This window comes from Paraburkholderia unamae, from assembly GCF_003268775.1.
GTDB lineage: Bacteria > Pseudomonadota > Gammaproteobacteria > Burkholderiales > Burkholderiaceae > Paraburkholderia > Paraburkholderia unamae.
This window is the reverse complement of record NZ_QLSU01000013.1, coordinates 92807-118809: the sequence shown is the minus strand read 5'-3', so window position 1 is coordinate 118809 and position 26003 is coordinate 92807. Positions and strand designations below refer to the sequence as shown.

Genomic DNA, 26003 nt, shown 5'->3' with positions numbered 1-26003 from the left:
ATGCATATCGCCATACTCGGCGCGGGTGCGATGGGTTCGCTGTTCGGCGGCCTGCTGGCCGAAGCGGGCCACCGCGTGACGCTGCTTGACGTCGACAACGCACACCTGAGCGCCATCAATGCGGGCGGCCTGCAACTCACGACCGACGCGGGCGAGCGCACCGTCACGAAGCTCGAAGCGCTGCGTCCCGAGGCGGCGGCGCAGGTGGCGGATCTGCTGATCGTCTTTACGAAGACCATGCACACGCAGGCGGCGCTGACTGCCGCGCGCGGCGCGCTGGGCCCGCAAACCGCGTTGCTTTCGCTACAGAACGGCTTGGGCAATGCCGAGCGTCTCGCCCGCTTCGCCGACCCTGCGCGCGTGATGATCGGCGTGACGACGTGGCCCGCCGACAAGCACGGGCCCGGCCGCGTGAGCTCGCATGGCGCGGGCGCGATCCGGTTGATGCGCGCGGACGGCGCGGCCTCGCCGATGCTCTCGCGCACGGTCGCGGCGCTCAACGACGCGGGTCTTGCCTGCACGGCCGACGCTGACGTCTGGGGCGCGATCTGGGAGAAGGTCGCGTTCAACGCGGCGCTCAACAGCTTGTGCGCGGTGACGGGCTGCACGGTTGGCGAACTGACGAATGTAGCGGACGGCGAAGCGCTCGCACTGGAGATCGTCGCGGAGGTCGCGGCGGTGGCGCATGCGCATGGCGTGGCCGTGAACGCGGCGCATGTGGCGGACAACGTGCGGCATGCGCTCGCGCATCACCGGGCGCATCGCCCCTCGATGCTCCAGGACGTGATGGCGGGCCGCGCGACCGAGATCGAGGCGATCAACGGCGCGGTAGTGGAAGCCGCGCGCTCGCGGGGCATCGCGGTGCCCCATACGCAGACGCTGCTGCAACTCGTGCGTCTCGTCGATGCAAAGGATTCCAAATGAAGTAGTCAGCAAGCAATGGCATGGATGGCGGGCTTGCGCCGCTCATGCCGTGCGACACGATTCCGGACACATGACTGCGCGCCCAAAGCGCAGCAAAGGAGACGCCTGATGAGTTACGCCACGCCCGCGCCCGCAACGGGAGCAACGCCGCATGAGCCCCCGGCCATTGCCGGCGGAACGGTCGATATCGGACGCACGCTGGACGAAGGCCCCTACGCCACGCTGCAAAAGATCGCCGTGGTGCTCGCGGCCTTGTCCATCGTCGTCGACGGATTCGACAGCCAGTTGATCGGCTTTGCGATTCCCGTGCTCATCAAGGAATGGGGTATTACGCGCAACGCGTTCGCGCCGGTCGTGGCGGCGGGGCTGATCGGCATGGGGATCGGCAGTGCGTTTGCCGGGCTGTTCGCGGATCGTTTCGGGCGGCGCTGGGCCGTGGTCGGCAGTGTGCTCGTGTTCGGCTCGGCAACCTGCGCGATCGGGTTCGCGCCGAACGTGGCGACAATCGCCGCGCTGCGCTTCATCGCTGGCCTGGGCATTGGCGGCGCGCTGCCCAGCTCGACCACGATGACGGCCGAATTCACGCCCGCGCGGTTTCGCACGTTCGCGGTGACGGCGACGATCGTGTGCGTGCCGCTCGGCGGCATGGTGGCGGGTCTATTCGCAGCACAGGTGCTGCCTGCGTATGGCTGGCGCGCATTGTTCTTTGTGGGCGGCGTGCTGCCGCTGCTGCTTGCGTTCCTGCTGCTCGTGGCGTTGCCCGAGTCGCCGCGCTTTCTCGCGCGGCGCCCGCGCCGCTGGCCCGAGCTCGTGCGGCTGCTTGGCCGCATGGCGCGCCAGGTCGCGCCCGATGCGGTCTTCACCGACGTGCGCGAGCAAAGCGCCGAACGCCACGCGGGCTTCACGGCGCTCTTTCGCGACGGCCGTGCGCGTGACACGGTGGCGATCTGGTGCGCGTTCTTCATGTGCCTGCTCGCCGTGTACAGCGCGTTTAGCTGGTTGCCGGCGATGCTGACGAGCGAGGGGTTGAGCGTGTCGCTCGCGGGATATGGGCTGAGCGCCTATAACCTGGGCGGTGTGATCGGCGCGTTGCTGTGCGCGCTCGCGATCACGCGTTTCGGGTCGCGCGTGCCGCTGCTGCTGTGCTGCGCGGGCGGCGCCGCGAGCGCGTGGATGATGCTCGGCGTGGGCGCGGCCCAGCATACCGGCTGGCTTATCCTGGGGCTTGGCCTGCACGGTCTCTTCGTCAACGCGGTGCAGTCCACCATGTACGCGCTTTGCGCTTACGTTTATCCAACCAGCGTGCGCGCCACGGGCACGGCCTCGGCGCTCGCGTTTGGCCGCGTGGGCGCGATCCTGAGCGCGTTCGCGGGCGCGGCGGTGATTACCGCGGGCGGCGCGACCGGCTATCTGGCCATGCTCGGCGCGGCAATGGTCGTGGTGCTGATAGCGCTAGCCGTGGTGGGGCGTCATATCCCGAAGGATCTGGCGCGTCGCGAGCGATGATGTAAGGGCCGATCCGGGTAGGCGTGCGCATTGTGTACGGTTCGCTCGGAGAAGTGGCGCGGACTTCGGCAGAACTTTCGAAGCTGCGCTGGGCGGCGCAGCCCGCCGCTTACTGGTCCACGCTGCCGGTGGCACGCATGACGACCATGCCGGAATCGAGCGTGAGGCACTTCATGTCGCTGCGTGCGCACGCTTTTTCCGAAACGGCTTGATGTGGGCCGACAACGAATACCTCGTCCGTTGGCACATGTTCTTCGAGCACCTTGCGTGTTTCCGCTTCGTTGGCGCGAGCGATGGCTTCACCTGAGGAGCGCGCAGTATAGGTCGCGTTCACGCTCATGTGGTGGCGCGCCGCGACGTACGTGAACGGAACGTAATCGAACGGAATGTCCATGACGGGCAGGAACACCATACGGCGCGCGCCACGCATCATCGCATCCACTCGCGCGTCACGCGTTTCGTCGGGCATGACCGCTTGGGTGTCGGTAGCGCGACGCAGCCAGCCGTGCCACGGTGCGAGATCGACGAACTGGATCACCAGCGCGCAAAGCATGACGAGTGCAGCCCGCGATGGCCGCAGGCTACGCGCGATACTGGCGATGGCTGAGAATGCCAGCAAATAGAACAGCACCCAGATGAAGCGACCGCTTGCGCGGACCACACCGGCCAGCGTCGCGAAGAACGGAGGCAAACCGACTTTCACGAGCACGTGGCTGCCGAGCGTGATGACGTTGCTGAGTGCGAGCAGCGCGAGCAGAACTGCGGCGGTACCTACCGCGATCGACTCGGACGAGGGGCGTAGCTGTTCGCCGCGCAGCCAGAACGCAGCACCGATCACGACTACGAGGAGCAGCCCCGCGCCCATATAGGCGTTACCCTCGTACTGGCCGCCGCTCCAGTCTGCCTGATCGCGCAGAAACACGGACATCGACGTCAAGCCGTCGTTCGTATGGAAAAACCAGGCCCCCGAGGACGGATCGATGAAGCTCAGCAGATTAGCGGAGAAGCCGCCGAACCCACCCGCATCCGGCATGACACCCTTCGCTCCCGAGAGGTACCCGGCGAGATACATCACGCATGCGAGCAGCAGGCCGAGCGCGACGGCGTGCAGCAGGAGAGTGCGTCGCTCCAGAGGTCGGATGATCCAGCGCAGCACCCAGTCGGCCGCCCACAGCGCGAGCACCATGACGAGCAGATAAAAGTGTATGAGCGACGTGCCGGCCACGAGCAGGGCCCAAGCGAAGTAGCGGCGACGTGGGGGCATGGCTTGCGCGGTCCATGCGAGCGTGAGCGCCGCAAGTATGAGCCAGTGCGCCGTCAAAGCTATATGGCCATGGCCACCTGGGCCGCGCGCAGTGACGATGGACGCCGTGGCGCAGAATGCGGCCATCGCGAGCGCCGGAATCATGCGAGCGCCGAGCCGCCATGCAAGCAGAGCGGCGAATGCGCCGTTGAGCATGAAGTTGGCGAAAAGCACAAATCCCTGGTACTGAAACGGATCAGGAAGGACGGCATGGAGTGGCTTTAACGCTAGCGCGACGAGCGGCACCGAGTCAGTGAAAACGATGCTGTTGGGCGCCATGTCGCCGAGCATGGGGTTCGCGCCGGGTGGCCAGTGCCAGCTGTCGCGGCGGAACATGTCCCAGCCGAGGAAGGGGCTGGAAATGTCACCGCCCTGGAGCAGCCAGCCGACGTTGCCTGGCATGGCGATGCGCCAGCCGTAGAGCCAGAGGGCGACGGCGAGGCCGATAGTCATTCCCCCGAGCCACACTAAAAAGGTACAGTCAGCGCCTGTGCGCAGGTGTGCGAATCTTGCTCTTACTGCTTGCGTCATGCCGATCCTGTTAAGCACGTGCATTATTCGGGGGTCGCGGTGTGCGGTGTCAATGTTACGGCCCGCGTAAGAGCCGCCTCGTCGTGCAGCACCCGGTCGATCTGTTCGATGGATTCTCGCTGGCCCGTCAGGCTGGCAGCCGCGTTCGCTGCGATGCCGGCTACCGCGCTGGCCGCGCCCGCCGCCGACCGGATGCAATTGCGCACGACATACACAGGCCGTTGTTTCGCCTCTTCATAGGTCCGTCCGAGATATTCGCCAATGACTCCCAGCGTCACGAGCTGGATGCCGCCAAAGAAGAGAATCAGCACGACGAGCGAGGCATAGCCGGGAACATCGATCCCTCGCACGAAGGTTCGAGCGATGATGATCGCGCCATAAAGGAACGCGACCGAAGCAATGGCCGCGCCGAAGTACGTCCATACGCGCAGCGGCAGCGTGCTGAAACTGGTGATGCCTTCCAGCGCGAGGTTCCACAATTTCCAGCTATTGAACTTGGTTTGCCCCGCCGCGCGCGCCGGGCGCTCATAGCTCACCTCTGTCGTGCGAAAACCAACCCACGCGAACAGGCCTTTCATGAAGCGCCGCTTTTCCGGCAGGCGGCGAATCGCATCCACCACCTTGCGATCCATCAGCCGGAAATCGCCCACATCCTGCGGGAGCGCGGGACGGGAAATGCGGCTCATCAGGCGATAGAAAGCGCGCGCGGTGACGCGCTTGGCCGCGCTGTCGGCGGACCGGTCCTGACGCCGGGCGACGACGACTTCCCAGCCTTCGCGCCAGAGCGCCAGCATCTGCGAGATCAACTCCGGAGGGTCCTGCAAATCCACGTCCATCGGCACGACGGCGTCGCCGTTGGCAAAGTCGAGGCCGGCGGTCAGTGCGGCTTCCTTGCCGAAATTGCGGGAGAGGTCGACGATGACGATATTGCCGCGAATGCCGGCCTCGCGTTCGAGCACGGCAAGCGTGGCGTCGGCGCTGCCGTCGTTGACGAAGACGACTTCCCAGTCGATGTCGGGCAGTGTGCCGAACGTGGCGTCGAGCGCGCGCAGGAAAATGGGGATGGCGTCGGCCTCGTTGTAGACGGGCGCAACAACGCTTAGCAGCTTGCGAGCGGCCATTGAATTCACGGTTATTCTCCTGGGCTCTCGGTCGTTGTGTGCGGAATGTGAGCGAGCCGTCGTGGTGAGGCGCTTCCCCAAAGTGGCTTGACAGTCTAGCGGCTGAAAGTGCGGGGAAGTGTGATGGCCGTCACACTGCGCCGGGCGTGTTTGGTGTCTTCAGTGGCCTCGGTGGCGCACCGGTGCCTTCGGCCGTGCGGGCTCAGTCCAGCCGGGCGACGAGCGCGGCGAACCCGGCCCGGTAGCGTCGCGCAAGCTCGGATGCCGTGGCGCGCAATGCCTCGCGCTCGGCGGACAGCGCACGGTCCACCGCTTCGGCCAGGTCCGAGATGGCCACCGTGCCGGGGACGCCATCGGGCTCCCAGGTTGCCGCGTAGGCGGCGTGTTTGGTCAAGGGCGCAATTTGATCAGGATGACTGATATTCAAGCGTGGCAGTGCGCAGGACATCGCCACGATGCGCCCGTGCAGGCTGCTGCCGCAATACAAGCGGCTGCCGGCGATCAACGCGCAGATATCCCACACGTTCAGCGAAGCGAACACATGGGCCACAGCGCCTGGCAGCCGCGCCGCGAGACGCTTATACACCGCGAGGTCGTCGTGCCAGGGTGCGGCGCCCGCGCGAAACAGCACGATGCCGATGTCGTGCGCGAGCGCTACGCGTTCGAGCTGCACGGTAAGTGCGTCGAGCGTCGCATCGTCGCCGAAATCGGCGCTGAACTGCACGGCTGCGTAGCCTCGGGGGAATGCTTCGAGAACGTCGCGCAGCGCTTTCTTTGCCGTGTGCCGCCGTATCGTCGTGCCGAACAAGGCCATGGTCATTGCGGCCGGGTCGGGTATGAGGCGCGCATTCACGCCTCGCTGAGCGAGCACCACCTGGGTTTGCCGGTCGCGCACGCTTACCGCTTCGGCGGATTGAAGCGCGTGGAGTACGTCCGCTCGCAGGTCGGCGTCGCGCGCGTCGAGATCGACGCCGCCCACGGCGTTGAACGCGAGGTGCTTCACCGGCACGCCAGGCAAGGTGGCTTTCGAAACCACATAGGGCGCGAGCGATGCGGTGCCGAAGCGGGCGCGCGCCCAGGCGCGCTTGTCGCGCAGCCAGTCTCCTTCGGCGCCAATGAGCGCTTGCACGCGTGAGGGCGGCGCGAGCATGACGGCCGCTTGCCAGGCATCGCAGGTCAGCAGTTCGCCGCCCGCGTGAATCACGTTAACCGGGCGGCCGCGCGCGAATGCCTCGACCTGGGCGAGCGTGACCGTGGCCGGTCCGCCATCGCCGCACAGGGCGCGGGCGGCGAGGCCGGCGAACAGCACTTCGCGATCCGGCAGGAGGCGCGCCGCCACCAGTGCGATCAGCAGGTCGCCGAAGTTGTGCCGGTCGAACGCGCCGAACAATACGGTGGGCGTGCGCGCCATGGCGGCCTCAGGCGGCGCGCCCCGCCGTGGCCGAAAACGTTTCCCGCTTCATCGAAAGCCCTGGTCTGCGAATGGAAATCAAGCCGTTCCGGCCAATATCCGCCAGTCCTATGGGCTTTTCAACCGATCCGTGGGGGCCATGCGGGGTTGGCGCGCGAGGCCGCGGCGCGGGCCGTTCTGGCGCCATAAGGAAGTCTTAAGCATTGGTCGCGGACACTGTCGGCTTTGCCGACAGTGTTTCGCCCCGAATGAGAACGGTCTACTCCGAACTGAAGAGAGCGCATCTGCGCCCGACGTCCAGCCGCGTGGCCGTGCTGAAGGTCTTTCACGACGCGCCCCTTGAGCATTTGAGCGCCGACCAGGTGTTTCGCCGCATCGCCAGCGATGTCGAGCAATGCAGCCTCGCGAGCGTCTATCGGGCGCTCGCGCAGCTAATGGATTCGCAACTGCTCACGAGCACATGGGTGGGCGAAACGCGCGTGGTGTACGAGCTCGGCCGCGGGGCGCCGCACGCGCACCTCGTCTGCGAAGGCTGCAAGACCGTGTGCGATATCGACGAGCCCGCGTTGCAGCACCAGCACGCCTCCATCGCGGCCTCGAAAGGCTTTCGCTACACGCATTCGAGCCTCGTCGTCTTCGGGCTTTGCGCCGCTTGCGCGCCGGCCGCGTGAGCCGGCGCGCGGTCCTCACGCTTGCGCGTGCTTCAGCGCACTCGCCACGGCTCTGAGCGCCAGCAGATACCCCTCCACGCCCAGCCCGCAAATCACGCCTTTCGCCGCGAGCGAGATCAGCGAGTGGCGGTACTGCTCGTCGCGTTGATGAATGTTCGTGATGTGCACTTCGACGAGCGGCTGGCGGATCAGCTTCGCCGCGTCGAGCACCGGTATCGACGCGAACGAGAAGCCCGCCGGATTGATGACGACGGCGGCGTCCTTTTCAAAGGCTTCCTGGAGCCAGTCCACCATCACGCCTTCGTGGTTGGTTTGCCTGAACTCGCATTGCAGCCCGAGCTCCTCGGCTAACGCGCGCGTGCGCGTTTCGACCTGCGCGAGCGTGGTCGTGCCGTACAGGTGCGGCTCGCGCTTGCCGAGCATGTTGAGATTCGAACCGTTCAGGACATAGACAAGTGGTTTCATCGTGCGATTGCGGATTTCAGGGTTTCAATGGGAATGCGATTGCATGGGCGTGTTGCCCGACGCGCCGAGCACGTTTGCCGCGGTATCCACGCGATTCATGTCGATGCCGCGCGTTTCGGGCGCGGTGAGTATCATGACGAGCGAGATCACGTTGAAGACCACGCACACCGCCACGACGCCCCACGGCGAACCGTTGCACACCGCGAACAGCCAGACGGCGAGCACCGGCATCGGGCCGCCCGCCACGAGGTTCGCGCCCGTATACGCGAGCGCCGAGCCGGAGTAGCGCACGTTGGTCGGGAACGCCTCGGCGAAGGCCACGGGCTGAATGCCGCTCTGAAACTGCGTGAAGCCGAGGAAGAAGCCCATCGCGGCGAGCATCGGCAGGAAGCTCTTCGTGTCGAGAATCTGGAAGTAGAAGAACAGCATGGCGAGCGTCGCGATCGAGCCCACGGCCAGTGCCTTCTTGCGGCCGATGCGGTCGCTCAGCATGCCGCCCGCCAGTGCGCCGACGATCGCGCAGACATTCGCGCCCATCAGCAACATGAAGCCGGTTTGACGCGGCATGGCCAGCGTTTTCGTGACGTAGCTGAGCGAGAACACCACGATCAGATAGAAGATCGCGGCCGGGCCGCAGAAGAACAGCATCCAGCGCAGGACCGTGCGCCAGTGCAGGCGCAGCGCGTCGCGCAGCGGGCTACCCACTTCCGCCACTTCGGTCTTGCTCAGCGCGACGAAGGCGGGCGTTTCGCTCACGCGCAGGCGGATGTAGACGCCTACGATCACGAGCACGAAGCTGAGCACGAACGGCACGCGCCAGCCCCACGATTCGAACGCCTGCGCGGACATCGAAGCGGAGAGCGCGAGCAGGACCCCGTTGGCCATGATCTGGCTGAGCGGCGAGCACAGGCCAAGGAGTCCTGAATACTTGCCGCGGCGCTCGGGGCTCGCGTGCTCGATCGCCATGAGTTGCGCGCCGGTGGATTCGCCGCCCAGCGCGAAGCCTTGCAGGATGCGCAGCGCGACCAGCAGCATGGGCGCCCAGACGCCGATGCTCGCATAGGTGGGCAGCAGGCCCATGAGCATCGACGAGAGGCCCATGACCGTGACCGTGGCGAGCATGAGATTGCGGCGGCCGAGTTTGTCGCCGAGATGGCCGCAGATGATCGCGCCGAGCGGGCGCGCGGCGAGTCCTACGCCGAAGGTCGCGAGCGAGGCGAGCAGCGCCGAGGTCGCATCCATCGCGGGGAAGAACAGTTTGGGCAGCACGGTGGCCGCCAGCGCGCCGTAGAGCGTGAAGTCGAGCCATTCGAGCGCCGTGCCGACGGCGGCCGCGGTGACGGCGCGCGTGCGCATCGCCTGGTGGCCGTCGGGGTGTGCCTGCTGGTTCATGTTGTCTCCTTTTTCCAAACCTGGTGGCGGTTCGCCTTGCGCGAGCCGCGCTTTATGGACGGCGTGGTTTCGCCGTTTCTCCTCTGACGCCGGGGGCTTTTTCTTCCGGACGCCGTCAGTGGTGCACAGATTAACAGCGCTGGTGGGACGCCATTCCAGGCTGGAATTTCATCTCATAATGTGCAATGATCGGCGCGATCGAAGTATCCAGGCATCCAAGCATTGAAACGGAGGAGACGCCATGCCGGGCGTGACGGAAAGAACGATGGCCGTGCTGGAATTCCTCGCCACGCAGATGGAAGGCACGCCGCTCGCGATGATCTCGGACCAGCTCGACATTCCGCGCAGCGCGTGCCACCGGCTGCTCGTCGATCTCAAGCAGTGCGGCTACGTGCGCCAGTTGCGCGAGCATGGCGACTATGTGCTCACGACCAAGCTCGTGGGGCTCGGGTTGAGCTATCTCGCGACGTCGGGCATCGTGGACGTCGCACAGAGCATGCTCGACCGCCTCGCGGAGAAGTCGGGCGAACTCGTGCGTCTCGCGATCGTGGACGGCGACCGGCTCACGTGGGTGGCGAAAGCGCAGGGCGCCCTCAAGGGCCTGCGCTACGACCCGGACATGGGCATGGACACGATACTTTCATGCAGCGCCACGGGCCACGCATGGATGATGAGCATGACTGACGAACGCGCGCTCGAACTCGTGACGCGCCAGGGCTTCGGCAAGCCCGCGCAATACGGGCCGCGCGCGCCCACTACCGTCAAGGCGCTGCTCGAATTCGTGCACGCCGCCCGCGAGCGCGGCTATGCGACGATCAACGAAGTGTTCGCGCCCGGCATGACGGCGATGGCCGCGCCCGTGCAGCGGCGCGGTTATGCGGCCATTGGCGTGATCAGCATTGCCGGGCCCGCGGTGCGGCTCACGGAACAGCGCATGGCCATGCTCGGGCCGACGCTTGTTGCGGCGGCCAGTGAGCTTGCGGCGGCGAGTCTGGCTTCGCCCTTGCTGGGCAGAGGGCGGTGAACCTCGCGGCGTATCGCCGGAAGGTCCGGTGAGTGGCGACGATCTAGCGTTGTGCGGCAGGCATGGTTGCGCCCTCCACGATCCCCCGTGCCGCCTGGCCGATCATCATCACGTCGAAGGCCAGCAGCAACATGCGATACCCCGCCGCGCGCTTGCGCTGCGCGGTTTGCGCGTCGAGCGCGACACCGCCGAGCGCCACGCCCGCGCGAAGGATCTTCTCTTCGGCTTTGCGCACGAGCGCCTGCACGTCGGGATGATCGAATTGCCCGGGCACGCCAAGACTCATCGAAAGATCGAACGACGCGATCGCCGCGACATCGATGCCCGGCACGGCCAGGATCTCGTCGAGCCGCTCGACGGCCTGCGCGTCCTCGACCGTGATGACGTTGAGCATTTCGGAGTCGGCGGCGCGAATATAGTCCGGGCCGCTCAATCCCCAGCGCGTTGCCGCGAGCGAAGGCGCGAAGCCGCGCGAACCGTTGGGCGGGTAGCGCAGCGATTCGGCAGCCTGGCGCGCGAGTTCAGGTGTGGAGATCATCGGAAAGTTGATGCCCATGGCGCCCGTTTCCAGCGCGGTCTTGACGAGCCACGGTTCGGTCCACGGAACGCGCACGACAGGCGTGACCGGCGTGCCGCGCGTGGCGGCCACCATGGCGTGCAGACTGTTCATGTCGATGGGGCCGTGCTCCATGTCGAAGATCAGCACGTCCACGCCGCTCGCGGCAAGCAGTTGCACGAGTCCTGCGCCGGGCAGTTCGACCATGAAGGCGGTCACGGTTTCGCCCGCCGCGAGGCGGGCCTTGGCACGATTGTGGTGCCCGGGTGGTGCGGACGATCCTGATTGGGCGGACATGTCAATCTCCGGGCGAGGGCGTAAACCGGTGAGTGCGTGTTCGCTATATTGCACGGACCGACGCGCCCGCGCACGCAGAACGATTTTCCCGAACAGCGCTTCTCCTGCGCCTTCGAAAGGAGGCGGCCGGGTTGATTCGATCGCTCCCGCCGATCCGCTTCGCCATTGCGCGAGCGCAAGCACCTTAAACGCAAAATTTCGTCATAACGGCTACCATGGCAAGCCGCCAGCACACTTGCAGTGATTTGCGCGGCGAATCAACCTGGATAGAGGAGCAATAGAAAATGTCTTTCCGCAAGACGATGTTGGCCGTGGCCGCGTTCAGCGCCGTGGTGGCCAGTGCCAGTGCGAATGCCCAGATCGCGGGCGCACAGCCCCTGAGCGTGACGGTGGAGCAATCGCAGGCGCTGCTCGAAGGCTGGAGCGTGAAGAAGAGCGTGCTCGGCAAGGCCGTTTATAACGACGACAACGCGAAAATCGGCACGGTGCGCGACCTGATCGTGGCGCCGGACGGTTCGGTGTCGGCAGCAATCGTCGCGGCTGGCGGTTTCCTTGGCGTCGGCTCGCACGACGTCGCGGTGCCCATCGCGTCGCTCGACGTGCGTCAGGGCAATCTCTATCTGCCCGGCGCAACCAAGGAAGCGCTGAAGGCTACGCCCGCGTTCCAGTACGCGAAGGTCGAAACGCCGCCGAGGCCCAAGAAGGTCGAAAAGCAGCAGTAAGCGCTCAGAGCGCTAAACGGCTGCAAACCGTCGGGCCATGCGACCACATGACGTGGGCGCGTGGCCCGACGGCGTTTTGGGGCCTGCGCGTGCCTGACGCTGCATCATTCCAGCGGGTCCTGGGCGTCAAGGCCCAACAAGCGGGGTAGTTCAGTATTGTCTCGGACTCCTTCGCAAATGTCGCGAGCACGACGCGCCGCCGGGATGCACGGAGCCGTATAGGAGGCGTGCAACCGTACGCAATGCCGGGTTCACCCGGCTAACGGTTCCGTAAGAAATGTCACGTTCTTCAACAGTTGCGCTCGCGCCCGCGACTGAGCCGGCAGGCGTCGCTCATGCGCGGCGACGGCCCGTGCCAGCGCGCTTTCCGTCGATCACGGCGATGCGGGCAACCATGACACGCGTCGCGGCAAAGCGATGCAACACGCTCCGCCACTTGTCTTCGAATGTCCCGGTGCTAGATTGGTCGGCTCGAAAAGCAATGCATGGGAGCACGAGAATGACACCGGTTAGAACCAGCCTGGTTTGCGCTTTGGCCGTCGCGCTTGCGGCCTGTGGCGGCCTGCAAAGCATCGATCCGAACGCCGCGATGTCGGCGGGCACGAACCTGCTCAAGGCCGCAACACTTTCAGATAGCGACATCGTGGCGCTCTCGACCGAAGCTTGTAAAGCAAGCGACACCCAGTCGACCGTGGCGGCGCCCGGCAGCGCGTACGCGCAGCGTCTTGCACGCGTGATGAGCGGTTTCGGCGACATGACGCTCAACGGCCAGCCCATCGCGTACAAGGTTTATATGACGAAGGACGTCAACGCCTGGGCGATGGGCAATGGCTGCGTGCGCGTGTATAGCGGCCTGATGGACGTAATGAACGACGACGAACTTCGCGGCGTGATTGGTCACGAAATGGGGCACGTCGCGCTCGGCCACACGAAGAAGGCCATGCAAACCGCCTACACCGTGAGCGCGGCCAGAACGGCCGTTGGCGCGGCGGGCAACGCGGCGGTGACGGCGTTGACCACCTCGCAACTCGGCGACCTCACGGAACAGTTCGTCAACGCGCAGTTTTCGCAGTCGCAGGAACGCGCGGCCGACGATTATTCGTTCGATCTGCTCAAGAAGAAGGGCATGAATGAGAAAGGCCTGGTCACTGCGTTCCAGAAGCTCGCGACCGTCGACGGCGGCCAGAGTTCGATGCTGAGCTCCCACCCCTCGTCGCCCAGCCGCGCCGCACATATCGAAAAGCGCATCAAGGACGGAGGCTGACCGCGTGAATCGCGCGCCGGGTTGATCCGGGAGCGCCGCGCCGTGCGTGGCGGCGCTTCGTGTACAGTTCGCTTACTTCATGCCTGCGGCCCGTCGGCGTTCCCCGCCCGAGGGCCGCCGCCCAACGAGACGCGACAGTACATGATCAGACTGGAAGACCTCGTCATCTTCATTAGCGCGGCGGACAACGGCAGCCTGTCGGCCGCCGCCCGCCAGCTCGATCTCACGCCTGCTGTGGCGAGCGTCGGGCTCAAGCGGCTCGAAACCGAACTCGGCACACGCCTGCTCGCACGCTCCACGCGTAGCCTGCGCCTCACGCCGGACGGCGAGCGCTACCTCGACTACGCGCGCAACGTCATGGAGCAGGTGGAGGCCGGGCAGAACGCCGTGGCGCACGGGCGCAAGATGATCGGCGGCGTGGTGTCGCTGTCGATGCCCTCCGACCTCGGGCGCAACGTGCTCGCGCCCTGGCTCGACGAATTCCAGGCGCGGCATCCGGCCGTGTCGTTCCAGGTGCGTATCGGCGACCATGTGACCGACATGTTCCGCTCCCCCATTGCCGTGGCGATCCGCTATGGCGTGCCCGAGGATTCGTCGCTCGTGGCGTTGCCGCTCGCGCCCGAAAACCGCCGCGTGCTGTGCGCCGCACCGGGCTATTTCGCTCGCCACGGGCGGCCCGCCGCGCCCGCCGATCTCTCGCGCCACAACTGCCTGCGCTTCGCGCTGAGCGACATGCTGCACGACCGCTGGACCTTCTATCGCGGCGACGAACCGAGCGTCGTGACCGTGCACGGCGACCGCAGCAGTGACGACGGCGAACTCGTGCGCCGCTGGGCGGTGGCGGGGCACGGACTCGCGTACAAGTCGCGCCTCGACGTGCTGGCCGACATCCAGGCGGGCCGCCTCGAAACCGCGCTCGACGCGCTACAAGGCGAGGGCGCCCCGCTGCATCTCGTGTGCGCGCATCGCACCATGCTCTCGCCCACCGTCAACGCGCTGCGCGACTTCCTGCGCGAACGCATCGCGGCGTATCTGGCGTGACCTGGCCTGATGCAGCTTGATCCGGGCTCGCGTGTGACGCGATCTTCAACGCCTCTTTGAAGCTGTCTTTGCCGTTTGCCGCTATGCGCGCCAGGCGCGCCGGCCGATCATCCGTGGCAGCACGAATGGCTCGTGCCGGCACGGAGGCTTTGATGATCGTCGCAATTGGCCGCTTTTACCTGCGCGCGGACAGAATTTCGCACTTCGAGGCTGCCTGGCGGCGCGTGTGCCCGCTGCTCACGAACAAGCCGGGCTATCGCGGACACCGCCTCGGCCCGCAGTGCGAGGACTCGGGCTGCTACGTGCTGGAGGTCGAATGGGACAGCCTCGACGCGCAGAGCGCATTCATGACGCACGACGACTTTCCGCAATTTCTGCACACGCTATGGCCGTATTTCTCGGCGGATCCCGATCTTTACCATTTCGAGCCGCTCGGTCAGGCCGTCGCGCCGCGTGGCTCACGATGAGCGCGTACCGAGGGTGTGCATCGACATTTGATGGCAGACTGTCGAACGCCCTCAAACCCGGGCGCGCGGCGCGTGTTGCCGCGCGCTTTCTCATTTCCGTGGAGTCAAGAACATGAGCACCCAGATCATCGTCGCCGAAATCGTCGCCATGCCCGAGCATGCAGCCGTCGTGGCGCAAGCCCTCGAAGAGGCCGTGCATGCCGTGCGCAAGGAGCCGGGCTGCGAGCAATACGATCTGCACCGCGACGTGAAGAACCCGAACCGCTTCTTCATGCTCGAGCGTTGGCGCGACGAGGAAGCGGTGCGGCAGCACGCCGGGGGAGCGGCGCTGAAAAAGCTTGCGGGCGTGCTGGAGTCGCGCGCGAAGCTGGAAGTGACGACGCTCGAACACATCGTCTGAGGCGCGGGCGCTTTCACTCCCCGCCGCCGGGCGTTTCCCCGAGATCGATCTCGTCCATGCCCTTGTTGAGTTGATTGAGGAAGTGAACGAGCGAGACCTTGTCGTCGAAGCGAAAGCTCGCGAGCGCCTGACGATAAAACTCGTAGATCTTCGGCTGCAAGGTGTCCCAGAACAGCTTGCCCCCTTCGGTGAGCACGACTTTCTTCGCGCGGCGGTCGACGGTGTCGGCCACGCGCAGCACGTGGTCGTCGCGCTCCAGCCGCTTGAGCACGCCGTCCAGGCTCTGGCGGCTCACCACGAGGTAGTCCGCCAGTTCGGAAAACGACATGCCCTGCGCGACCTGCGGGCGCGAGAGCGCGCCGAGCACCGACCACTGTACGGTGGTGATGCCGAGCGCTTTCGTCGTCTGCCGGTCGAGCGTGTTGCCCGCCTGGAACAGGCGGAAGAACAGCCGGTTGTGGATGGACGAGACGGATTGATCGTACGATGGGTCGTTCTGGGTCATGGGCGGCTTTCGGTGTCCGCGCGCTCGCGCGGCGCGCAATGAGACAAATACCTGATACGAAGATATTGACCGGAAGTCGATCCGGCGTCCAGACAGACAATACTCCCCGGCAATATCCCTCCTGTCGTCTCCCATATATATCATGATGTTGACGTAATTTGAGCGCTCGCCTAGAGTGTGGAAACCCCACGAGAATATCCAGAGACATCCCCATGGCGACCCACGACCGGCTTTTGACCCCGCTTACCGTCGGCGCGACGGTGCTGCCCAACCGCATGGTCATGGGCGCCATGCACACGCGGCTCGAAACGCTCGACCGCCCGCACGAGCGGCTCGCCGCGTTCTATGCGGCGCGCGCGGCGGGCGAGATCGGGCTGATCCTGAGCGGCGGCTTCGCGCCGAATCCGCAAGGCGTGATGGAGCCGGGCGGGCCGCTCCTGAACCGCGAGGAGCAACTGGACGAGCATCGCGCCGTCACGCGCGCCGTTCATGCGGCGGGCGGGAAGATCGTGCTACAGATCCTGCATGCGGGCCGCTACGCGAAGGTGCCGGAATGCGTGGGGCCAGGTGCCGCCAAGGCAAGAATCAACGCCTACGCGCCGCGCGCGCTGAGCACGGAGGAAGTGCGCGCGACCGTGGCCGATTTCGCCGCCACCGCCGCGCTCGCGGTTCAGGCGGGATACGACGGCGTCGAGATCATGGGCTCGGAGGGCTATCTCATCAACGAGTTCACGGCCGCCGTGACCAACGCGCGCGACGACGAATACGGCGGCGGCTTCGAGGGGCGCATTCGATTTCCGCTCGATATCGTGCGTGCCGTGCGCGCGCGCATTGGCCGCGAGCCGATGCTCATCTACCGCATCTCTTCCATCGATCTCGTGGAGGGCGGCATGAACGGCGCGGAGATCGCGGCGTTCGCGCAGGCGGTCGAAGCGGCCGGTGCGGATCTCATCAACACGGGGGTGGGCTGGCACGAATCGGCCGTGCCGACGATCGCGGCCTGCGTGCCGCGCGCGGCCTGGCGCGACGCGATCCGCAACGTCAAGGAGGCGGTGTCGATTCCGGTGATGGCGTCGAACCGCATCAACACGCCCGAGGTGGCGGAGGAACTGATCGCCTCGGGCGTGGCCGACCTCGTTTCGATGGCGCGTCCGCTGCTGGCCGACCCCGACTTCGCGAAGAAGACGCGGCTTGGCGCGACCGATGAAATCAACACCTGCATCGGCTGCAATCAGGCCTGCCTCGACCGCATTTTCACGGAGCGCACGGCCACTTGCCTCGTCAATCCGCGCGCGGGACGCGAGATCGAGTTCCCGGCGGGCAGCGCGCCGCTGGCAAAACGCGTGGCGGTGGTGGGCGGCGGCCCGGCGGGCATGGCTTGCGCGATCAACGCCGCGGAGCGCGGCCATGCGGTCACGCTGTTCGAAGCCGACGCGCGCCTGGGCGGCCAGCTCAATCTCGCGAAGGTCGTGCCGGGCAAGGCCGAGTTTCACGAGATGCTGCGCTATTTCGAGGTGCGGCTGAAGAAGCTCGGCGTGACGTTGCGGCTTGGCGCGCACGCGACGGCCGATGCGCTCGCGGGCGGCGCGTTCGACGAGATCGTCATCGCCACGGGCGTCACGCCGCGCGTGCCCGACTTCGCGGGCGTCGATCATCCCAAGGTGCTGTCGTATGTCGGCGTGCTCTCGGGCAAGGCCGAGGCGGGCGAGCGCGTGGCCATCATCGGCGCGGGCGGCATTGGCTTCGATGTGGCCGAGTATCTGCTCGGCGACGCGCGGGAATCGCTGGAGCGCGGGGTGTTTTTCCACGCATGGGGCGTCGATCCGTCCAATGCGAGCGCGGGCGGGCTCACGCAAGTCAACGGTGAGGGCGCGCCGCGCCGCAGCGTCCACATGTTCCAGCGTAAGGCGGAACCGCTCGGCAGGGGCCTGGGCAAATCGACGGGCTGGATCCTGAAGGCGCGCTTGCGCAAGGCGAGCGTGATGATGACCTCGGGCGCGACCTACGACGCGATCGACGATGAAGGCCTGCACTACCGCGTCGACGGCAAGCCGCATGTGCTCGCGGTCGATCACGTCGTGTTGTGCGCGGGCCAGCACTCGAACCGCACGCTCCACGACGAACTGGTCGCGCGCGGCGCGAAGCCCAGGCTGATAGGCGGCGCCGATGTGGCCGCCGAGCTCGACGCGTTGCGCGCCATCGACCAGGCCACGCGCCTTGCGATGATCCTGTGAATCTTCCGCGTGCGCGCGCCGCGTAAAATGCGGGGGATTCGCGCAAGAGGACTTCACCCCGCATGCTCCCCAAAATACTCGTCAGCGCTTGCCTGCTCGGCAGCCCGGTTCGCTACAACGGCTCGGCGAAGACCGTTGCGCATGCATTGCTTGACCAGTGGCAGCGTGAAGGGCGGCTCGTGCCGGTTTGCCCCGAGGTCGCGGGCGGCTTCGGCGTGCCGAGGCCACCGGCGGAAATCGCCGCGGCGGCTTGCGGCGCCGCGGTGCTGGCGGGCACGGCGCGCGTGATCGACGTGCGCGGCATGGATGTGACCTCGCACTTCGTCGACGGCGCGCAGGCGGCGCTCGAACTCGCGCTCGCCCATGATTGCCGCTTTGCGTTGCTCACCGACGCCAGCCCTTCGTGCGGCAGCCACGCGATTTACGACGGCAGCTTTGCGGGCCGCAAGCATGCAGGTGCGGGCGTCACGACCGCGCTGCTGCGCCAGCATGGCATCGAGGTTTTCGCGGAAACGGAAATCGATGCGCTGGAGGCGCGGCTTGCGCGGTTCAACGCGCAGGCGCGCGTTTCTCGAACACGTCCTTGAACACCGGCATTGCCGAGAACGCATTCGGCCAGCCTGCGTGGAACGCGAGTTGCGTGAGTATTTCGGATGCCTGATCGATAGTCAGGCCGTTGTCGAGCGCGCGATTCAGGTGATAGGGAATCTGCGCGGCCTGGCCGTTGGCCACGAGCGCGCTGACCGTCACGAGGCTGCGCTCGCGCGGCGCGAGGCCGGGGCGCAGCCACAGGTCGCGAAACAGCACGTCAGTGGTGTACTGCACGACGCCGGGCGCAACCGCGCCAAAGTTCTGTTCCACGGTGCTCGCGCGTGCCGCTTCGGCGGCTTCGTTCAGCGGCAGCAGGTCGACCTGCACGGGCGCGAGTTGGTCGGGGCCAATGCTGCGTTCCTCGAACACCGGCCTCGCGACGCTCGCGGCCGAGGCGCCATTGGCCCAGCCCGCATAAAAGGCGAGATGCGTGATGATTTCCGAAATCTCGCCGGGTGTGACGCCGCTGTCGAGTGCGAGGCGCAGATAAAACGCGAGATCGACAGTCTGATTGCGCGCGATCAGCGCCGCCACGGTGACGACGCTGCGATCGCGCGGCGACAGTTGCGCGCGTTGCCACAAACCGTCGAGCACCGTTTGCGTCGTGTAGCGTGCGAGGGCCGGGGCGACGGCGCGCAGATCGTCGAGCGAGGGGGCATGCTGCATGTTCAAGGTCCTTGGGACGTAGTCACAGACGCCGAGCGTAGCACCGCGCTTTCCAGCAATTAAGCCGCTCAACGCGCATACCCTTATCGACGGGATTCATGAGTGCGTTGCCGCGCCGGTTTCCTTCACGATCCACTGGCTGAATGCGCGCATGGCCGGCGTCGCCGTTTTGCCCTTTTGCGCGGTGAGCCAGTAACTGCCCGCCTCGACCTCGATGTCGAACGGGCGCACGAGCCGCCCGGCGGCGAGATCGCGTTCGAACATCGAAGCCGGCGCGAGTGCGATACCCGCGCCTTGCATCGCGGCCTCCACCATCAGGCGCGACGAATCGAACACGGGCCCGCGCACGGGGCGTGGCGCGAGCCCGGCGGCTTCGAACCAGAGCGTCCAGTCATCGGCGCGATAAGAGCGCAGCAACTTTTCGTTGGCCAGACCGGCGGGCGTGCGCAGTCGCTGGGCGATGTCGGGCGCGCAGAGCGCCGAGAGCGGCGCATCGAACAGCTTCGTGGCGCGCGATCCCGGCCACGTGCCGTCGCCGAAGCGGACCGCGAAGTCGAGCCCTTCCGCCGCGAGATCGACGAGATTGTTGTTCGTCATGATGCGCAACTCCACGAACGGATGCGCGTCGTGAAACGACTTCAGGCGCGGCATGAGCCAACCGACCGCGAAAGTGCCCACGGCGCCCACGCTCAGCACCTCGTGGAAGTGACCGCCCTCGAACTGCCGCAGCACGGCTTCGATGCGATCGAACGCGTCGGTGAGCACGGGGCGCAATGCGAGCCCTTCGTCGGTGATCGCGAGACCGCGCGGCAGGCGCTTGAACAGCGTTGCGCCCAGGCGCTCCTCGAGCGTGCGGACCTGCTGGCTCACCGCCGCCTGCGTGACGTTGAGCTCGATCGCCGCGCGCGTGAAGCTCAGGTGGCGCGCGGACGACTCGAAGGCGCGCAACGCATTGAGGGGCAGATACGGTCGCATGTGAGAGGTATAAGTTTTTCTATGGGATAGGGCAATTTATCATCGTTTGTCGCCGGGCGGCGGACACGCGATAGTGGCGCCTCTACAAGGAGAATTCATGATCACGCGGCGCAGATTCACAATGACGATGTTCGGCGGTGCCATAGCTGGCATTGCATCGCAGGCGTTTGGCGCACAGGCGGCGGCGCCCGCCGGCGCGCTCGAAAACGAGCTTGCCGCCATCGAGGCGCAAGCGGGCGGCCGGCTTGGCGTGGCGATGCTCGATACGGCGAACGGCCAGACGCGAGGCTGGCGCATGCACGAGCGCTTTCCGATGTGCAGCACGTTCAAGCTGCTGCTGGCCTCGGCGGTGCTGACGCGCAAGGATCGCGGCAAGGAAGACCTCGCTCGCAAGGTCGTCTATACGCAGGCGCAGGTGGTGTCGTATTCGCCCTTGAGCGGTCCGCGCGCGGGTGGCGAAGGCATGACGGTCGCCGAGCTGTGCGAAGCCGCGCTCACGCGCAGCGACAATACGGCGGCGAACCTGCTGCTCGAAAGCATTGGCGGGCCCCCGGCGCTCACGGCTTTCGCGCGCGGTATCGGCGACCCGCTCACGCGGCTCGATCGCAACGAGACCACGCTCAACGAAGCGATACCGGGCGACCCGCGCGATACGACCACGCCTGCCGCGATGCTGTCGGACATGCGCGCGCTGTTGCTTGGCGAGCGCCTTTCGGCGGGCTCGCGCGAGCAGCTCATTGCGTGGCTCGTGGCCAACAAGACCGGCGACGCTCGCCTGCGCGCGGGCTTGCCGAAGGACTGGCGCGTGGGCGACAAGACGGGCACGGGCGACCGGGGCACGGCGAACGATATCGCGATCATCTGGCCGGCCGGGCGGGCGCCGCTTCTGGTCACGACCTATCTCACGGGCGCGACGCACGCGAGCCCGGCGCAACGCGACGCGGCGATTGCGAAAGTCGGGGCGTGGGTCGCGAAAATTTGAGGCAAGTTGGGCGTAGTTGCCGGGTATTGCGGGATTTGAAAGGCGGGGTTACTGAATATTAATAAGGTATGCGATCTATTATCTGACCGATCGTTCGCATTCCGGTTGCCCGCACGGCTCGCCGCTTCTTGCTTACGCTTTGTTATTTTTGCAACATTGACTTAATTTTTCCGCGCCGTGGTCGTCATACAGGCGACCCCTCACTACGGCGTACCCATGTCACTGCTCACCCGTATCAAGATTGGCCCGCGCCTCGGCGCGGGCTTTGCCATCGTGCTGTTCCTGCTCGCCGCTATCGGCGGCATCGGACTCCTTCAGGCCTCGCGCATTTTCGACGGCACGCGCGCGATAGGGGAAAACTGGCTGCCAAGCGTGGAGACGCTCGGCAACTTGCGCAACCTCGCCCAGGATGTGCGGCGCACGTCACTGCGCATGCTGGTCTCCAATGACGCCAGCGAAAAGGGCGCTCTTCACGACCAGCACGCGCAAACGATTAACCAGGTCAGTGCCACGCTTGACGGCTATTCGAAGCTCGTTTCCTCGGCGCAAGAGCGCCAGTTGTTCGATTCGATCAGCGCGGCATGGTCGCGCTATCTGGACGACGACAAGAAGATCGACGCTCTCGTTTCTTCCGCCGACGGCGGCTCGGCTGATGCGCGCGCAACGATTTCGAGCGCTTCGGCTAAGTCGTTTCAGACCGTGATGGATCTCATCAATCAGGACGTGACCCTGAATCACAACGGCTCGACCGCCGAGGTGGCTGCGGCGAAGGTGTCGTACCAGAGCGCGCTTGCGTGGACGGTCGGCCTCATCGTGGTCGCCATCGGTCTGGGCGTCATGATTGCGCTGTTCATCACGCGCTCGATCACGGGGCCGATCGCGCGTGCGGTCGAAGTGGCCGAGACGGTGGCGCGCGGCGACCTGACCGCACGCATCGAAGTGGACGGCAGCGACGAAGCGGGCCAGTTGCTCGGCGCGCTGCGCCACATGAACGAGCGTCTCGTCGACCTCGTGGGCCGCGTGCGCACGGGCAGCGAAGGCATCGCCACGGCGTCTTCGCAAATCGCGGCGGGCAATACCGATCTGAGCCAGCGTACCGAAGAGCAGGCCGCCTCGCTCGAAGAAACGGCGGCGAGCATGGAACAGCTCACGGCGACCGTCAAGCAGAACGCCGACAACGCCACGCAAGGCAACACGCTCGCCGGCCAGGCGTCGCAGACGGCCACGCGCGGCGGCGAAGTGGTGGGCCGCGTGGTCGACACCATGCGCGAGATCGCAAGCAGCTCCGAACAGGTCGCGCAGATCATCTCGGTGATCGAAGGCATTGCGTTCCAGACCAACATTCTCGCGCTCAATGCCGCAGTGGAAGCGGCGCGCGCGGGCGAGCAGGGCCGCGGCTTCGCCGTGGTGGCGGGCGAGGTGCGCACGCTCGCGCAGCGCAGCGCAACGGCGGCGCGCGAGATCAAGGAGCTCATTACCGTTTCGGTCGAGCGCGTGAACAACGGCACGGCGCTCGTGGACGACGCGGGCCGCACGATGGGCGAGATCGTGCAGTCGGTGAAGCGGGTTGCCGACCTGATGAACGAGATCTCGGCCGCTTCGGGCGAGCAGCGCACCGGCATCGAGCAGGTCAATCAGGCCGTGACGCAAATGGACGAAGTCACGCAGCAGAACGCGGCGCTCGTGGAAGAAGCGTCAGCGGCGGCGCAGTCGATGTCCTCGCAGGCGTCGGCATTGCGCGAGCTCGTTTCGGTGTTCAATATCGGCTCGGCGGCCCGGGCGGCAACGGCAAGCGTTGCGTCGATGAAGCCGGTCGTTGCGAGCGCAACGGTCAAGCGCGCCGCGCCTTCGCGGCCCGCGCCCGTGCGTGCTTCGGCAGCGCCCGCCGCGCCCGCGCCGAAGGCGGAGCGTCGCGAGAGCGTTGCAGCAGCGACGTCCGACGACGACTGGCAGACCTTCTAACGTCGCGCGCTCGAAATGACTTCAACGCCCCGGTTTAGCCGGGGCGTTTGTTTTTGCAGGGTCAGCGGCGCTTCAGAGCACGCCCAACACGGACTTCGGTTCGAGAAACGCTTCGAGCCCGAACGTGCCGTATTCGCGTCCGATCCCCGACTGCTTGAAACCGCCAAACGGCGCGGCGGGCTCATGCGCGAGCGTGTTGACGAGCACGCGGCCCGCTTCGATGCGCGTGGCCACGCGGCGCGCGCGCTCGACATCGGCCGAGAGCACATAGGCTTGCAGGCCGTAGCTCGTGTCGTTGGCGATCTCGATGGCGTGTTCGGTGTCGCGATACGCGATGATCGACAGCACCGGCCCGAAGATTTCCTCGCGCGCGATGGTCATGTCGTTCGTCACGCCGCTAAAGACGGTGGGGCGCACGAACCAGCCTGAACCCACGCCCTCGGGCCGCCCGGCGCCGCCCGCAATCAGCCGCGCGCCGTCGTCGGTGCCGATGCGGATATAGCGCTGCACGCGCTCCCACTGCTTCGCGCTCACCATCGGGCCAACGCTCGTGCGCGCATCGCGCGGGTCGCCTGCCTGGATCTTTGCGACTTCCGCCACGACGGCCGCTTCGAACTCGGCGAGCCGCGCCTGCGGCACGAGAATACGCGTGCCCGCAATGCACGCCTGCCCGCTGTTCATGAAGCCCGCTTGCAGTGCGAGCGGCACCGCCTCTTCGAAATTCGCGTCGTCGAGCACGATCACGGGCGACTTGCCGCCAAGCTCCAGCGTCACGCGCTTGAGCGTTTCGGCGGCCGTGCGCAGGATCGTCTTGCCCACCGCCGTCGAACCCGTGAATGAGAGCTTCGCCACGTCGGGATGCGCGGCGATGCGCGCGCCCACCGTGTCGCCGCGCCCCGTGACGATATTGAACACGCCCGGCGGCAGACCGGCCGAGTGCAACGCCTCGGTCACGATGCGTGTCTGGATCGCGCTCATCTCGCTCGGCTTGATGACGGCCGTGCAGCCCGCGGCGAGCGCGGCCGCCAGCTTGCCGCAAATGAAGCCCGCGTCGCTGTTCCAGGGCGTGATGAGCCCTGCAACGCCGAGCGGCTCCATGCTCACCTCGGCCGTGCCGGCGCGCCGCGTGAACGCGTAGCCGTCCAGCACCTTCGCCGCGTCGCTGAGCACGCTGGACGCGTGCCGCGCCATCCAGCGCCCGCGCGAGACCGGTGCGCCGTACTCCTCGACAATCGCCTCGAAAAGCGCATCCTCGCTCGCCGCGACCGCCTCGTGCAGCCGCATGAGCATGTCGATGCGCTCGGCCTTCGTGGTGCGCGAGAACGCCGGGAACACGCGCTTCGCGGCGGCGATGGCGGCGTTCGCGTCCGCTTCGTCGGCGAGGCGCACGCGGCCGATCACCGCTTCGGTTGCGGGGTTGTAGAGATCGAAAAACGCCTCGCCGTGCGGCGTGACGAACGCGCCGTCGATATAGATCTTGTCGATGATCTGCATGGCTGCTCCAGAAAACGTGGCCGATGACGCAAGATAGACCGCTGGCATTGCGTTGACTAGCCGTACAATAGCGCATGACCTGTTGAGCGATTTCGGATAATGAAGACATCGGGCCTGGTGGAACTCGAAGCCGTGCTGGCGGTGGCGCGCCGCCGCAGCTTTCGCGCGGCGGCCGACGAGTTGAGCGTTTCGACCTCGGCGCTCAGCCACGCAGTGGCGGCGCTCGAAGCGCGCATCGGCGTGCGGCTATTCAACCGCACCACGCGCAGCGTGGCGCTGACCGAGGCGGGCGCGCAGTTCGTCGCGAGCGTTGCGCCCGCGCTCTCCACCATCCGCGACGCGCTCGACCAGGCGGGCGACTTTCGCGACACGCCTTCGGGCACGTTGCGCATCAACTCGTCGACGGGCGCGGCGAAACAGGTCATGCCCGTGCTCATCGCCTTCTTGCAGCGCTATCCCGAGATGAAGCTCGACATCGTCACGGAAGGGCGGCTCATCGACATCGTGGTGGAAGGCTACGACGCGGGCATCCGTCTTGCCGATACCGTGCCGCAGGACATGATCGCGGTGCCGTTCGGCGACCGGCAGCGTTTCGCCGTGGTTGGCAGTCCCGAATATTTTGCGAAACACAAGCCGCCGCGCACGCCCGCCGATCTGAAGCGGCACCGCTGCATACGCAGCCGCATGCCGAGCGGGCAGATCTACCAATGGGAGTTCGAGCGGCGCGGGCAGGCCGTGCGCGTGGACGGCGAAGGCGCGCTCACGCTCGACGAACCGGGCCTCATGCTCGCGGCGGCGCGTGCCGGTCTCGGCCTCACGTACCTGACCGAATGGACCGTGAACGCCGATCTGGAAGCGGGCACGCTCGTGCGCGTGCTGGAGGACTGGACGCCCCCGCTCGACGGTCTCTGCCTTTACTACCCCGGCCGGCGTCATGTGCCGGCGGGCTTGCGCGCGTTGATCGAGACGATACGCGAGCACGCCGATGCGGTGCGCGAGCGGGCCCCCGCGAAACGGCCCACGCGCCCGAAAAATCCCCGGATCGCCCCCAACGCTCGCGCGCGCGAAGGTCGCGGCTAGCGCCGCCGTGTATCTCGACGCGAAACAGATCGACTCTTCCGACCCGACGCTCGTTGGCAAGACGCCGGAGAACACGCCGCACGTCACGGCGAGCCTGTTCGCCGAATATCGCGTGCCGGTGCTCGCGGGCCTTTCGGTGAATGGCGGGATTTATTACGTCGGGCCACGCCAGGTGAACAACGCGAATCAGGCGCAGATCGGCAGCTATACGCTGCTGAGCGCGGGCGCGCGCTATTCGACGCGTGTGTATGGCAAGCGCGTTTCCGTGCAGGCGAATCTGGAGAATGCGGCCAACCGGCGCTACTGGAGCGCGGCGGGGTCGAACCAGTTGGGCGTGGGGCTCGGGCGCACGCTGGAGCTGAGTTCCACGCTGGAATTTTGAGCGGCGATCGAGTGGAGATTGAGCGTTTCAAAAAATC

At 66.3% G+C, this 26003-nt stretch carries 25 protein-coding genes; 15 read left to right on the top strand and 10 right to left on the bottom strand.

Annotation, left to right across the window (positions count from 1 at the left end; translation table 11 throughout):
- Both C7401_RS22070 and C7401_RS22065 read left to right on the top strand, forming a co-directional pair.
- Positions 1-924 carry a ketopantoate reductase family protein gene (locus C7401_RS22070; RefSeq protein ID WP_112173526.1) on the top strand — a complete coding sequence of 308 codons (924 nt, stop codon included), beginning with the start codon at positions 1-3 and terminating at the stop codon, positions 922-924.
- Positions 925-1032: 108 nt separating this feature from the next.
- Positions 1033-2430 carry an MFS transporter gene (locus C7401_RS22065; protein WP_112173525.1) on the top strand — a complete coding sequence of 466 codons (1398 nt, stop codon included), beginning with the start codon at positions 1033-1035 and terminating at the stop codon, positions 2428-2430.
- Between the two features lie 109 nt (positions 2431-2539).
- On the opposite strand, the gene C7401_RS22060 is transcribed toward C7401_RS22065, so the two are convergent.
- The 3 genes from C7401_RS22060 to C7401_RS22050 form a co-directional block, all read right to left on the bottom strand.
- Positions 2540-4288, bottom strand: coding sequence for a DUF6311 domain-containing protein (locus C7401_RS22060; RefSeq protein WP_220092836.1), 1749 nt, complete (start codon positions 4286-4288; stop codon positions 2540-2542).
- Positions 4288-5385 (bottom strand): glycosyltransferase family 2 protein, encoded by a 1098-nt coding sequence (locus C7401_RS22055; RefSeq protein WP_112173523.1) that lies wholly within the window; start codon positions 5383-5385, stop codon positions 4288-4290. The genes C7401_RS22060 and C7401_RS22055 overlap by 1 nt, the downstream gene beginning before the upstream one ends.
- Positions 5386-5587: 202 nt before the next feature.
- Entirely contained in the window at positions 5588-6796 is a 1209-nt protein-coding gene (locus C7401_RS22050; RefSeq protein WP_112173522.1) for a polysaccharide pyruvyl transferase family protein, read from the bottom strand.
- 248 nt (positions 6797-7044) lie between these two features.
- Here C7401_RS22050 and C7401_RS22045 point away from each other — a divergent pair, with 248 nt between their 5' ends.
- Positions 7045-7467 carry a Fur family transcriptional regulator gene (locus C7401_RS22045; RefSeq protein WP_112173634.1) on the top strand — a complete coding sequence of 141 codons (423 nt, stop codon included), beginning with the start codon at positions 7045-7047 and terminating at the stop codon, positions 7465-7467.
- A gap of 15 nt (positions 7468-7482) precedes the next feature.
- On the opposite strand, the gene C7401_RS22040 is transcribed toward C7401_RS22045, so the two are convergent.
- Positions 7483-7932 carry a type II 3-dehydroquinate dehydratase gene (locus tag C7401_RS22040; protein WP_112173521.1) on the bottom strand — a complete coding sequence of 150 codons (450 nt, stop codon included), beginning with the start codon at positions 7930-7932 and terminating at the stop codon, positions 7483-7485.
- A gap of 24 nt (positions 7933-7956) precedes the next feature.
- A complete protein-coding gene (locus C7401_RS22035; RefSeq protein ID WP_112173520.1) occupies positions 7957-9324 on the bottom strand; it encodes an MFS transporter in 1368 nt (455 codons plus the stop codon).
- A gap of 241 nt (positions 9325-9565) precedes the next feature.
- On the opposite strand from C7401_RS22035, the gene C7401_RS22030 reads away from it, so the two are divergent.
- The gene (locus C7401_RS22030) at positions 9566-10348 is read left to right on the top strand and encodes an IclR family transcriptional regulator (protein ID WP_112173519.1); all 783 of its coding nucleotides are present in this window, start codon (positions 9566-9568) and stop codon (positions 10346-10348) included.
- Between the two features lie 43 nt (positions 10349-10391).
- On the opposite strand, the gene C7401_RS22025 is transcribed toward C7401_RS22030, so the two are convergent.
- Entirely contained in the window at positions 10392-11201 is an 810-nt protein-coding gene (locus tag C7401_RS22025) for an HpcH/HpaI aldolase family protein (protein WP_112173518.1), read from the bottom strand.
- 284 nt (positions 11202-11485) lie between these two features.
- On the opposite strand from C7401_RS22025, the gene C7401_RS22020 reads away from it, so the two are divergent.
- The 5 genes from C7401_RS22020 (at position 11486) to C7401_RS22000 (ending at position 15095) form a co-directional block, all read left to right on the top strand.
- Complete coding sequence (locus C7401_RS22020) at positions 11486-11923, top strand: PRC-barrel domain-containing protein (protein WP_112173517.1); 438 nt, start codon at positions 11486-11488, stop codon at positions 11921-11923.
- Positions 11924-12422: 499 nt separating this feature from the next.
- Positions 12423-13187 (top strand): metalloprotease LoiP, encoded by a 765-nt coding sequence (loiP, locus tag C7401_RS22015; protein ID WP_112173516.1) that lies wholly within the window; start codon positions 12423-12425, stop codon positions 13185-13187.
- Between the two features lie 141 nt (positions 13188-13328).
- Positions 13329-14228: a LysR family transcriptional regulator gene (locus C7401_RS22010; RefSeq protein ID WP_112173515.1), complete on the top strand. Its 900-nt coding sequence runs from the start codon at positions 13329-13331 to the stop codon at positions 14226-14228.
- Positions 14229-14380: 152 nt separating this feature from the next.
- Positions 14381-14695 carry an antibiotic biosynthesis monooxygenase family protein gene (locus tag C7401_RS22005; protein ID WP_181565647.1) on the top strand — a complete coding sequence of 105 codons (315 nt, stop codon included), beginning with the start codon at positions 14381-14383 and terminating at the stop codon, positions 14693-14695.
- A 112-nt stretch (positions 14696-14807) separates the two neighbouring features.
- Positions 14808-15095, top strand: coding sequence for a putative quinol monooxygenase (locus C7401_RS22000; protein ID WP_112173513.1), 288 nt, complete (start codon positions 14808-14810; stop codon positions 15093-15095).
- Between the two features lie 13 nt (positions 15096-15108).
- Here C7401_RS22000 and C7401_RS21995 read toward each other — a convergent pair whose 3' ends face one another.
- Complete coding sequence (locus tag C7401_RS21995) at positions 15109-15600, bottom strand: MarR family winged helix-turn-helix transcriptional regulator (protein WP_112173512.1); 492 nt, start codon at positions 15598-15600, stop codon at positions 15109-15111.
- 212 nt (positions 15601-15812) lie between these two features.
- On the opposite strand from C7401_RS21995, the gene C7401_RS21990 reads away from it, so the two are divergent.
- Positions 15813-17834, top strand: a complete 2022-nt coding sequence (locus tag C7401_RS21990) for an FAD-dependent oxidoreductase (RefSeq protein ID WP_112173511.1) — start codon at positions 15813-15815, stop codon at positions 17832-17834.
- 62 nt (positions 17835-17896) lie between these two features.
- Positions 17897-18421: a 2-thiouracil desulfurase family protein gene (locus C7401_RS21985; protein WP_112173510.1), complete on the top strand. Its 525-nt coding sequence runs from the start codon at positions 17897-17899 to the stop codon at positions 18419-18421.
- Here the strand turns inward: C7401_RS21985 and C7401_RS21980 are convergent.
- Positions 18384-19091, bottom strand: a complete 708-nt coding sequence (locus C7401_RS21980) for a carboxymuconolactone decarboxylase family protein (RefSeq protein ID WP_112173509.1) — start codon at positions 19089-19091, stop codon at positions 18384-18386. The two genes, C7401_RS21985 and C7401_RS21980, sit on opposite strands and share 38 nt — an antisense overlap.
- A 96-nt stretch (positions 19092-19187) precedes the next feature.
- Positions 19188-20066, bottom strand: coding sequence for a LysR family transcriptional regulator (locus C7401_RS21975; protein WP_112173508.1), 879 nt, complete (start codon positions 20064-20066; stop codon positions 19188-19190).
- 97 nt (positions 20067-20163) lie between these two features.
- Between C7401_RS21975 and bla the strand changes: the two genes are divergently transcribed.
- Positions 20164-21048 carry a class A beta-lactamase gene (gene bla / locus C7401_RS21970; RefSeq protein WP_112173507.1) on the top strand — a complete coding sequence of 295 codons (885 nt, stop codon included), beginning with the start codon at positions 20164-20166 and terminating at the stop codon, positions 21046-21048.
- A gap of 216 nt (positions 21049-21264) precedes the next feature.
- On the top strand, positions 21265-23010 hold the full coding sequence (locus tag C7401_RS21965) for a methyl-accepting chemotaxis protein (protein ID WP_112173506.1): 1746 nt from the start codon (positions 21265-21267) through the stop codon (positions 23008-23010).
- Positions 23011-23082: 72 nt separating this feature from the next.
- Here the strand turns inward: C7401_RS21965 and C7401_RS21960 are convergent, their stop codons facing one another.
- On the bottom strand, positions 23083-24504 hold the full coding sequence (locus C7401_RS21960) for an aldehyde dehydrogenase family protein (protein ID WP_112173505.1): 1422 nt from the start codon (positions 24502-24504) through the stop codon (positions 23083-23085).
- Positions 24505-24603: 99 nt separating this feature from the next.
- Here C7401_RS21960 and C7401_RS21955 point away from each other — a divergent pair, with 99 nt between their 5' ends.
- Positions 24604-25584: a LysR family transcriptional regulator gene (locus C7401_RS21955; protein ID WP_112173504.1), complete on the top strand. Its 981-nt coding sequence runs from the start codon at positions 24604-24606 to the stop codon at positions 25582-25584.
- A gap of 7 nt (positions 25585-25591) precedes the next feature.
- Positions 25592-25966, top strand: a complete 375-nt coding sequence (locus C7401_RS21950; protein ID WP_258397184.1) for a TonB-dependent receptor domain-containing protein — start codon at positions 25592-25594, stop codon at positions 25964-25966.
- Positions 25967-26003 lie beyond the last annotated feature (37 nt).

What these genes read in the sequence shown, in the direction of transcription:
- C7401_RS21960 (WP_112173505.1), bottom strand. Translation starts at nt 24,504, where the DNA reads ATGCAGATCATCGACAAGATCTATATCGACGGCGCGTTCGTCACGCCG.
- C7401_RS22010 (WP_112173515.1), top strand. Translation starts at nt 13,329, where the DNA reads ATGATCAGACTGGAAGACCTCGTCATCTTCATTAGCGCGGCGGACAAC.
- C7401_RS21955 (WP_112173504.1), top strand. Translation starts at nt 24,604, where the DNA reads ATGAAGACATCGGGCCTGGTGGAACTCGAAGCCGTGCTGGCGGTGGCG.
- C7401_RS22055 (WP_112173523.1), bottom strand. Translation starts at nt 5,385, where the DNA reads ATGGCCGCTCGCAAGCTGCTAAGCGTTGTTGCGCCCGTCTACAACGAG.
- C7401_RS22060 (WP_220092836.1), bottom strand. Translation starts at nt 4,288, where the DNA reads ATGCACGTGCTTAACAGGATCGGCATGACGCAAGCAGTAAGAGCAAGA.
- C7401_RS21995 (WP_112173512.1), bottom strand. Translation starts at nt 15,600, where the DNA reads ATGACCCAGAACGACCCATCGTACGATCAATCCGTCTCGTCCATCCAC.
- C7401_RS22000 (WP_112173513.1), top strand. Translation starts at nt 14,808, where the DNA reads ATGAGCACCCAGATCATCGTCGCCGAAATCGTCGCCATGCCCGAGCAT.
- C7401_RS22030 (WP_112173519.1), top strand. Translation starts at nt 9,566, where the DNA reads ATGCCGGGCGTGACGGAAAGAACGATGGCCGTGCTGGAATTCCTCGCC.
- C7401_RS21985 (WP_112173510.1), top strand. Translation starts at nt 17,897, where the DNA reads ATGCTCCCCAAAATACTCGTCAGCGCTTGCCTGCTCGGCAGCCCGGTT.
- C7401_RS21980 (WP_112173509.1), bottom strand. Translation starts at nt 19,091, where the DNA reads ATGCAGCATGCCCCCTCGCTCGACGATCTGCGCGCCGTCGCCCCGGCC.
- C7401_RS22025 (WP_112173518.1), bottom strand. Translation starts at nt 11,201, where the DNA reads ATGTCCGCCCAATCAGGATCGTCCGCACCACCCGGGCACCACAATCGT.
- C7401_RS22050 (WP_112173522.1), bottom strand. Translation starts at nt 6,796, where the DNA reads ATGGCGCGCACGCCCACCGTATTGTTCGGCGCGTTCGACCGGCACAAC.
- C7401_RS22045 (WP_112173634.1), top strand. Translation starts at nt 7,045, where the DNA reads ATGAGAACGGTCTACTCCGAACTGAAGAGAGCGCATCTGCGCCCGACG.
- loiP (WP_112173516.1), top strand. Translation starts at nt 12,423, where the DNA reads ATGACACCGGTTAGAACCAGCCTGGTTTGCGCTTTGGCCGTCGCGCTT.
- C7401_RS22020 (WP_112173517.1), top strand. Translation starts at nt 11,486, where the DNA reads ATGTCTTTCCGCAAGACGATGTTGGCCGTGGCCGCGTTCAGCGCCGTG.
- C7401_RS22065 (WP_112173525.1), top strand. Translation starts at nt 1,033, where the DNA reads ATGAGTTACGCCACGCCCGCGCCCGCAACGGGAGCAACGCCGCATGAG.
- C7401_RS22040 (WP_112173521.1), bottom strand. Translation starts at nt 7,932, where the DNA reads ATGAAACCACTTGTCTATGTCCTGAACGGTTCGAATCTCAACATGCTC.
- C7401_RS21965 (WP_112173506.1), top strand. Translation starts at nt 21,265, where the DNA reads ATGTCACTGCTCACCCGTATCAAGATTGGCCCGCGCCTCGGCGCGGGC.
- bla (WP_112173507.1), top strand. Translation starts at nt 20,164, where the DNA reads ATGATCACGCGGCGCAGATTCACAATGACGATGTTCGGCGGTGCCATA.
- C7401_RS21990 (WP_112173511.1), top strand. Translation starts at nt 15,813, where the DNA reads ATGGCGACCCACGACCGGCTTTTGACCCCGCTTACCGTCGGCGCGACG.
- C7401_RS21975 (WP_112173508.1), bottom strand. Translation starts at nt 20,066, where the DNA reads ATGCGACCGTATCTGCCCCTCAATGCGTTGCGCGCCTTCGAGTCGTCC.
- C7401_RS22070 (WP_112173526.1), top strand. Translation starts at nt 1, where the DNA reads ATGCATATCGCCATACTCGGCGCGGGTGCGATGGGTTCGCTGTTCGGC.
- C7401_RS22035 (WP_112173520.1), bottom strand. Translation starts at nt 9,324, where the DNA reads ATGAACCAGCAGGCACACCCCGACGGCCACCAGGCGATGCGCACGCGC.
- C7401_RS22005 (WP_181565647.1), top strand. Translation starts at nt 14,381, where the DNA reads ATGATCGTCGCAATTGGCCGCTTTTACCTGCGCGCGGACAGAATTTCG.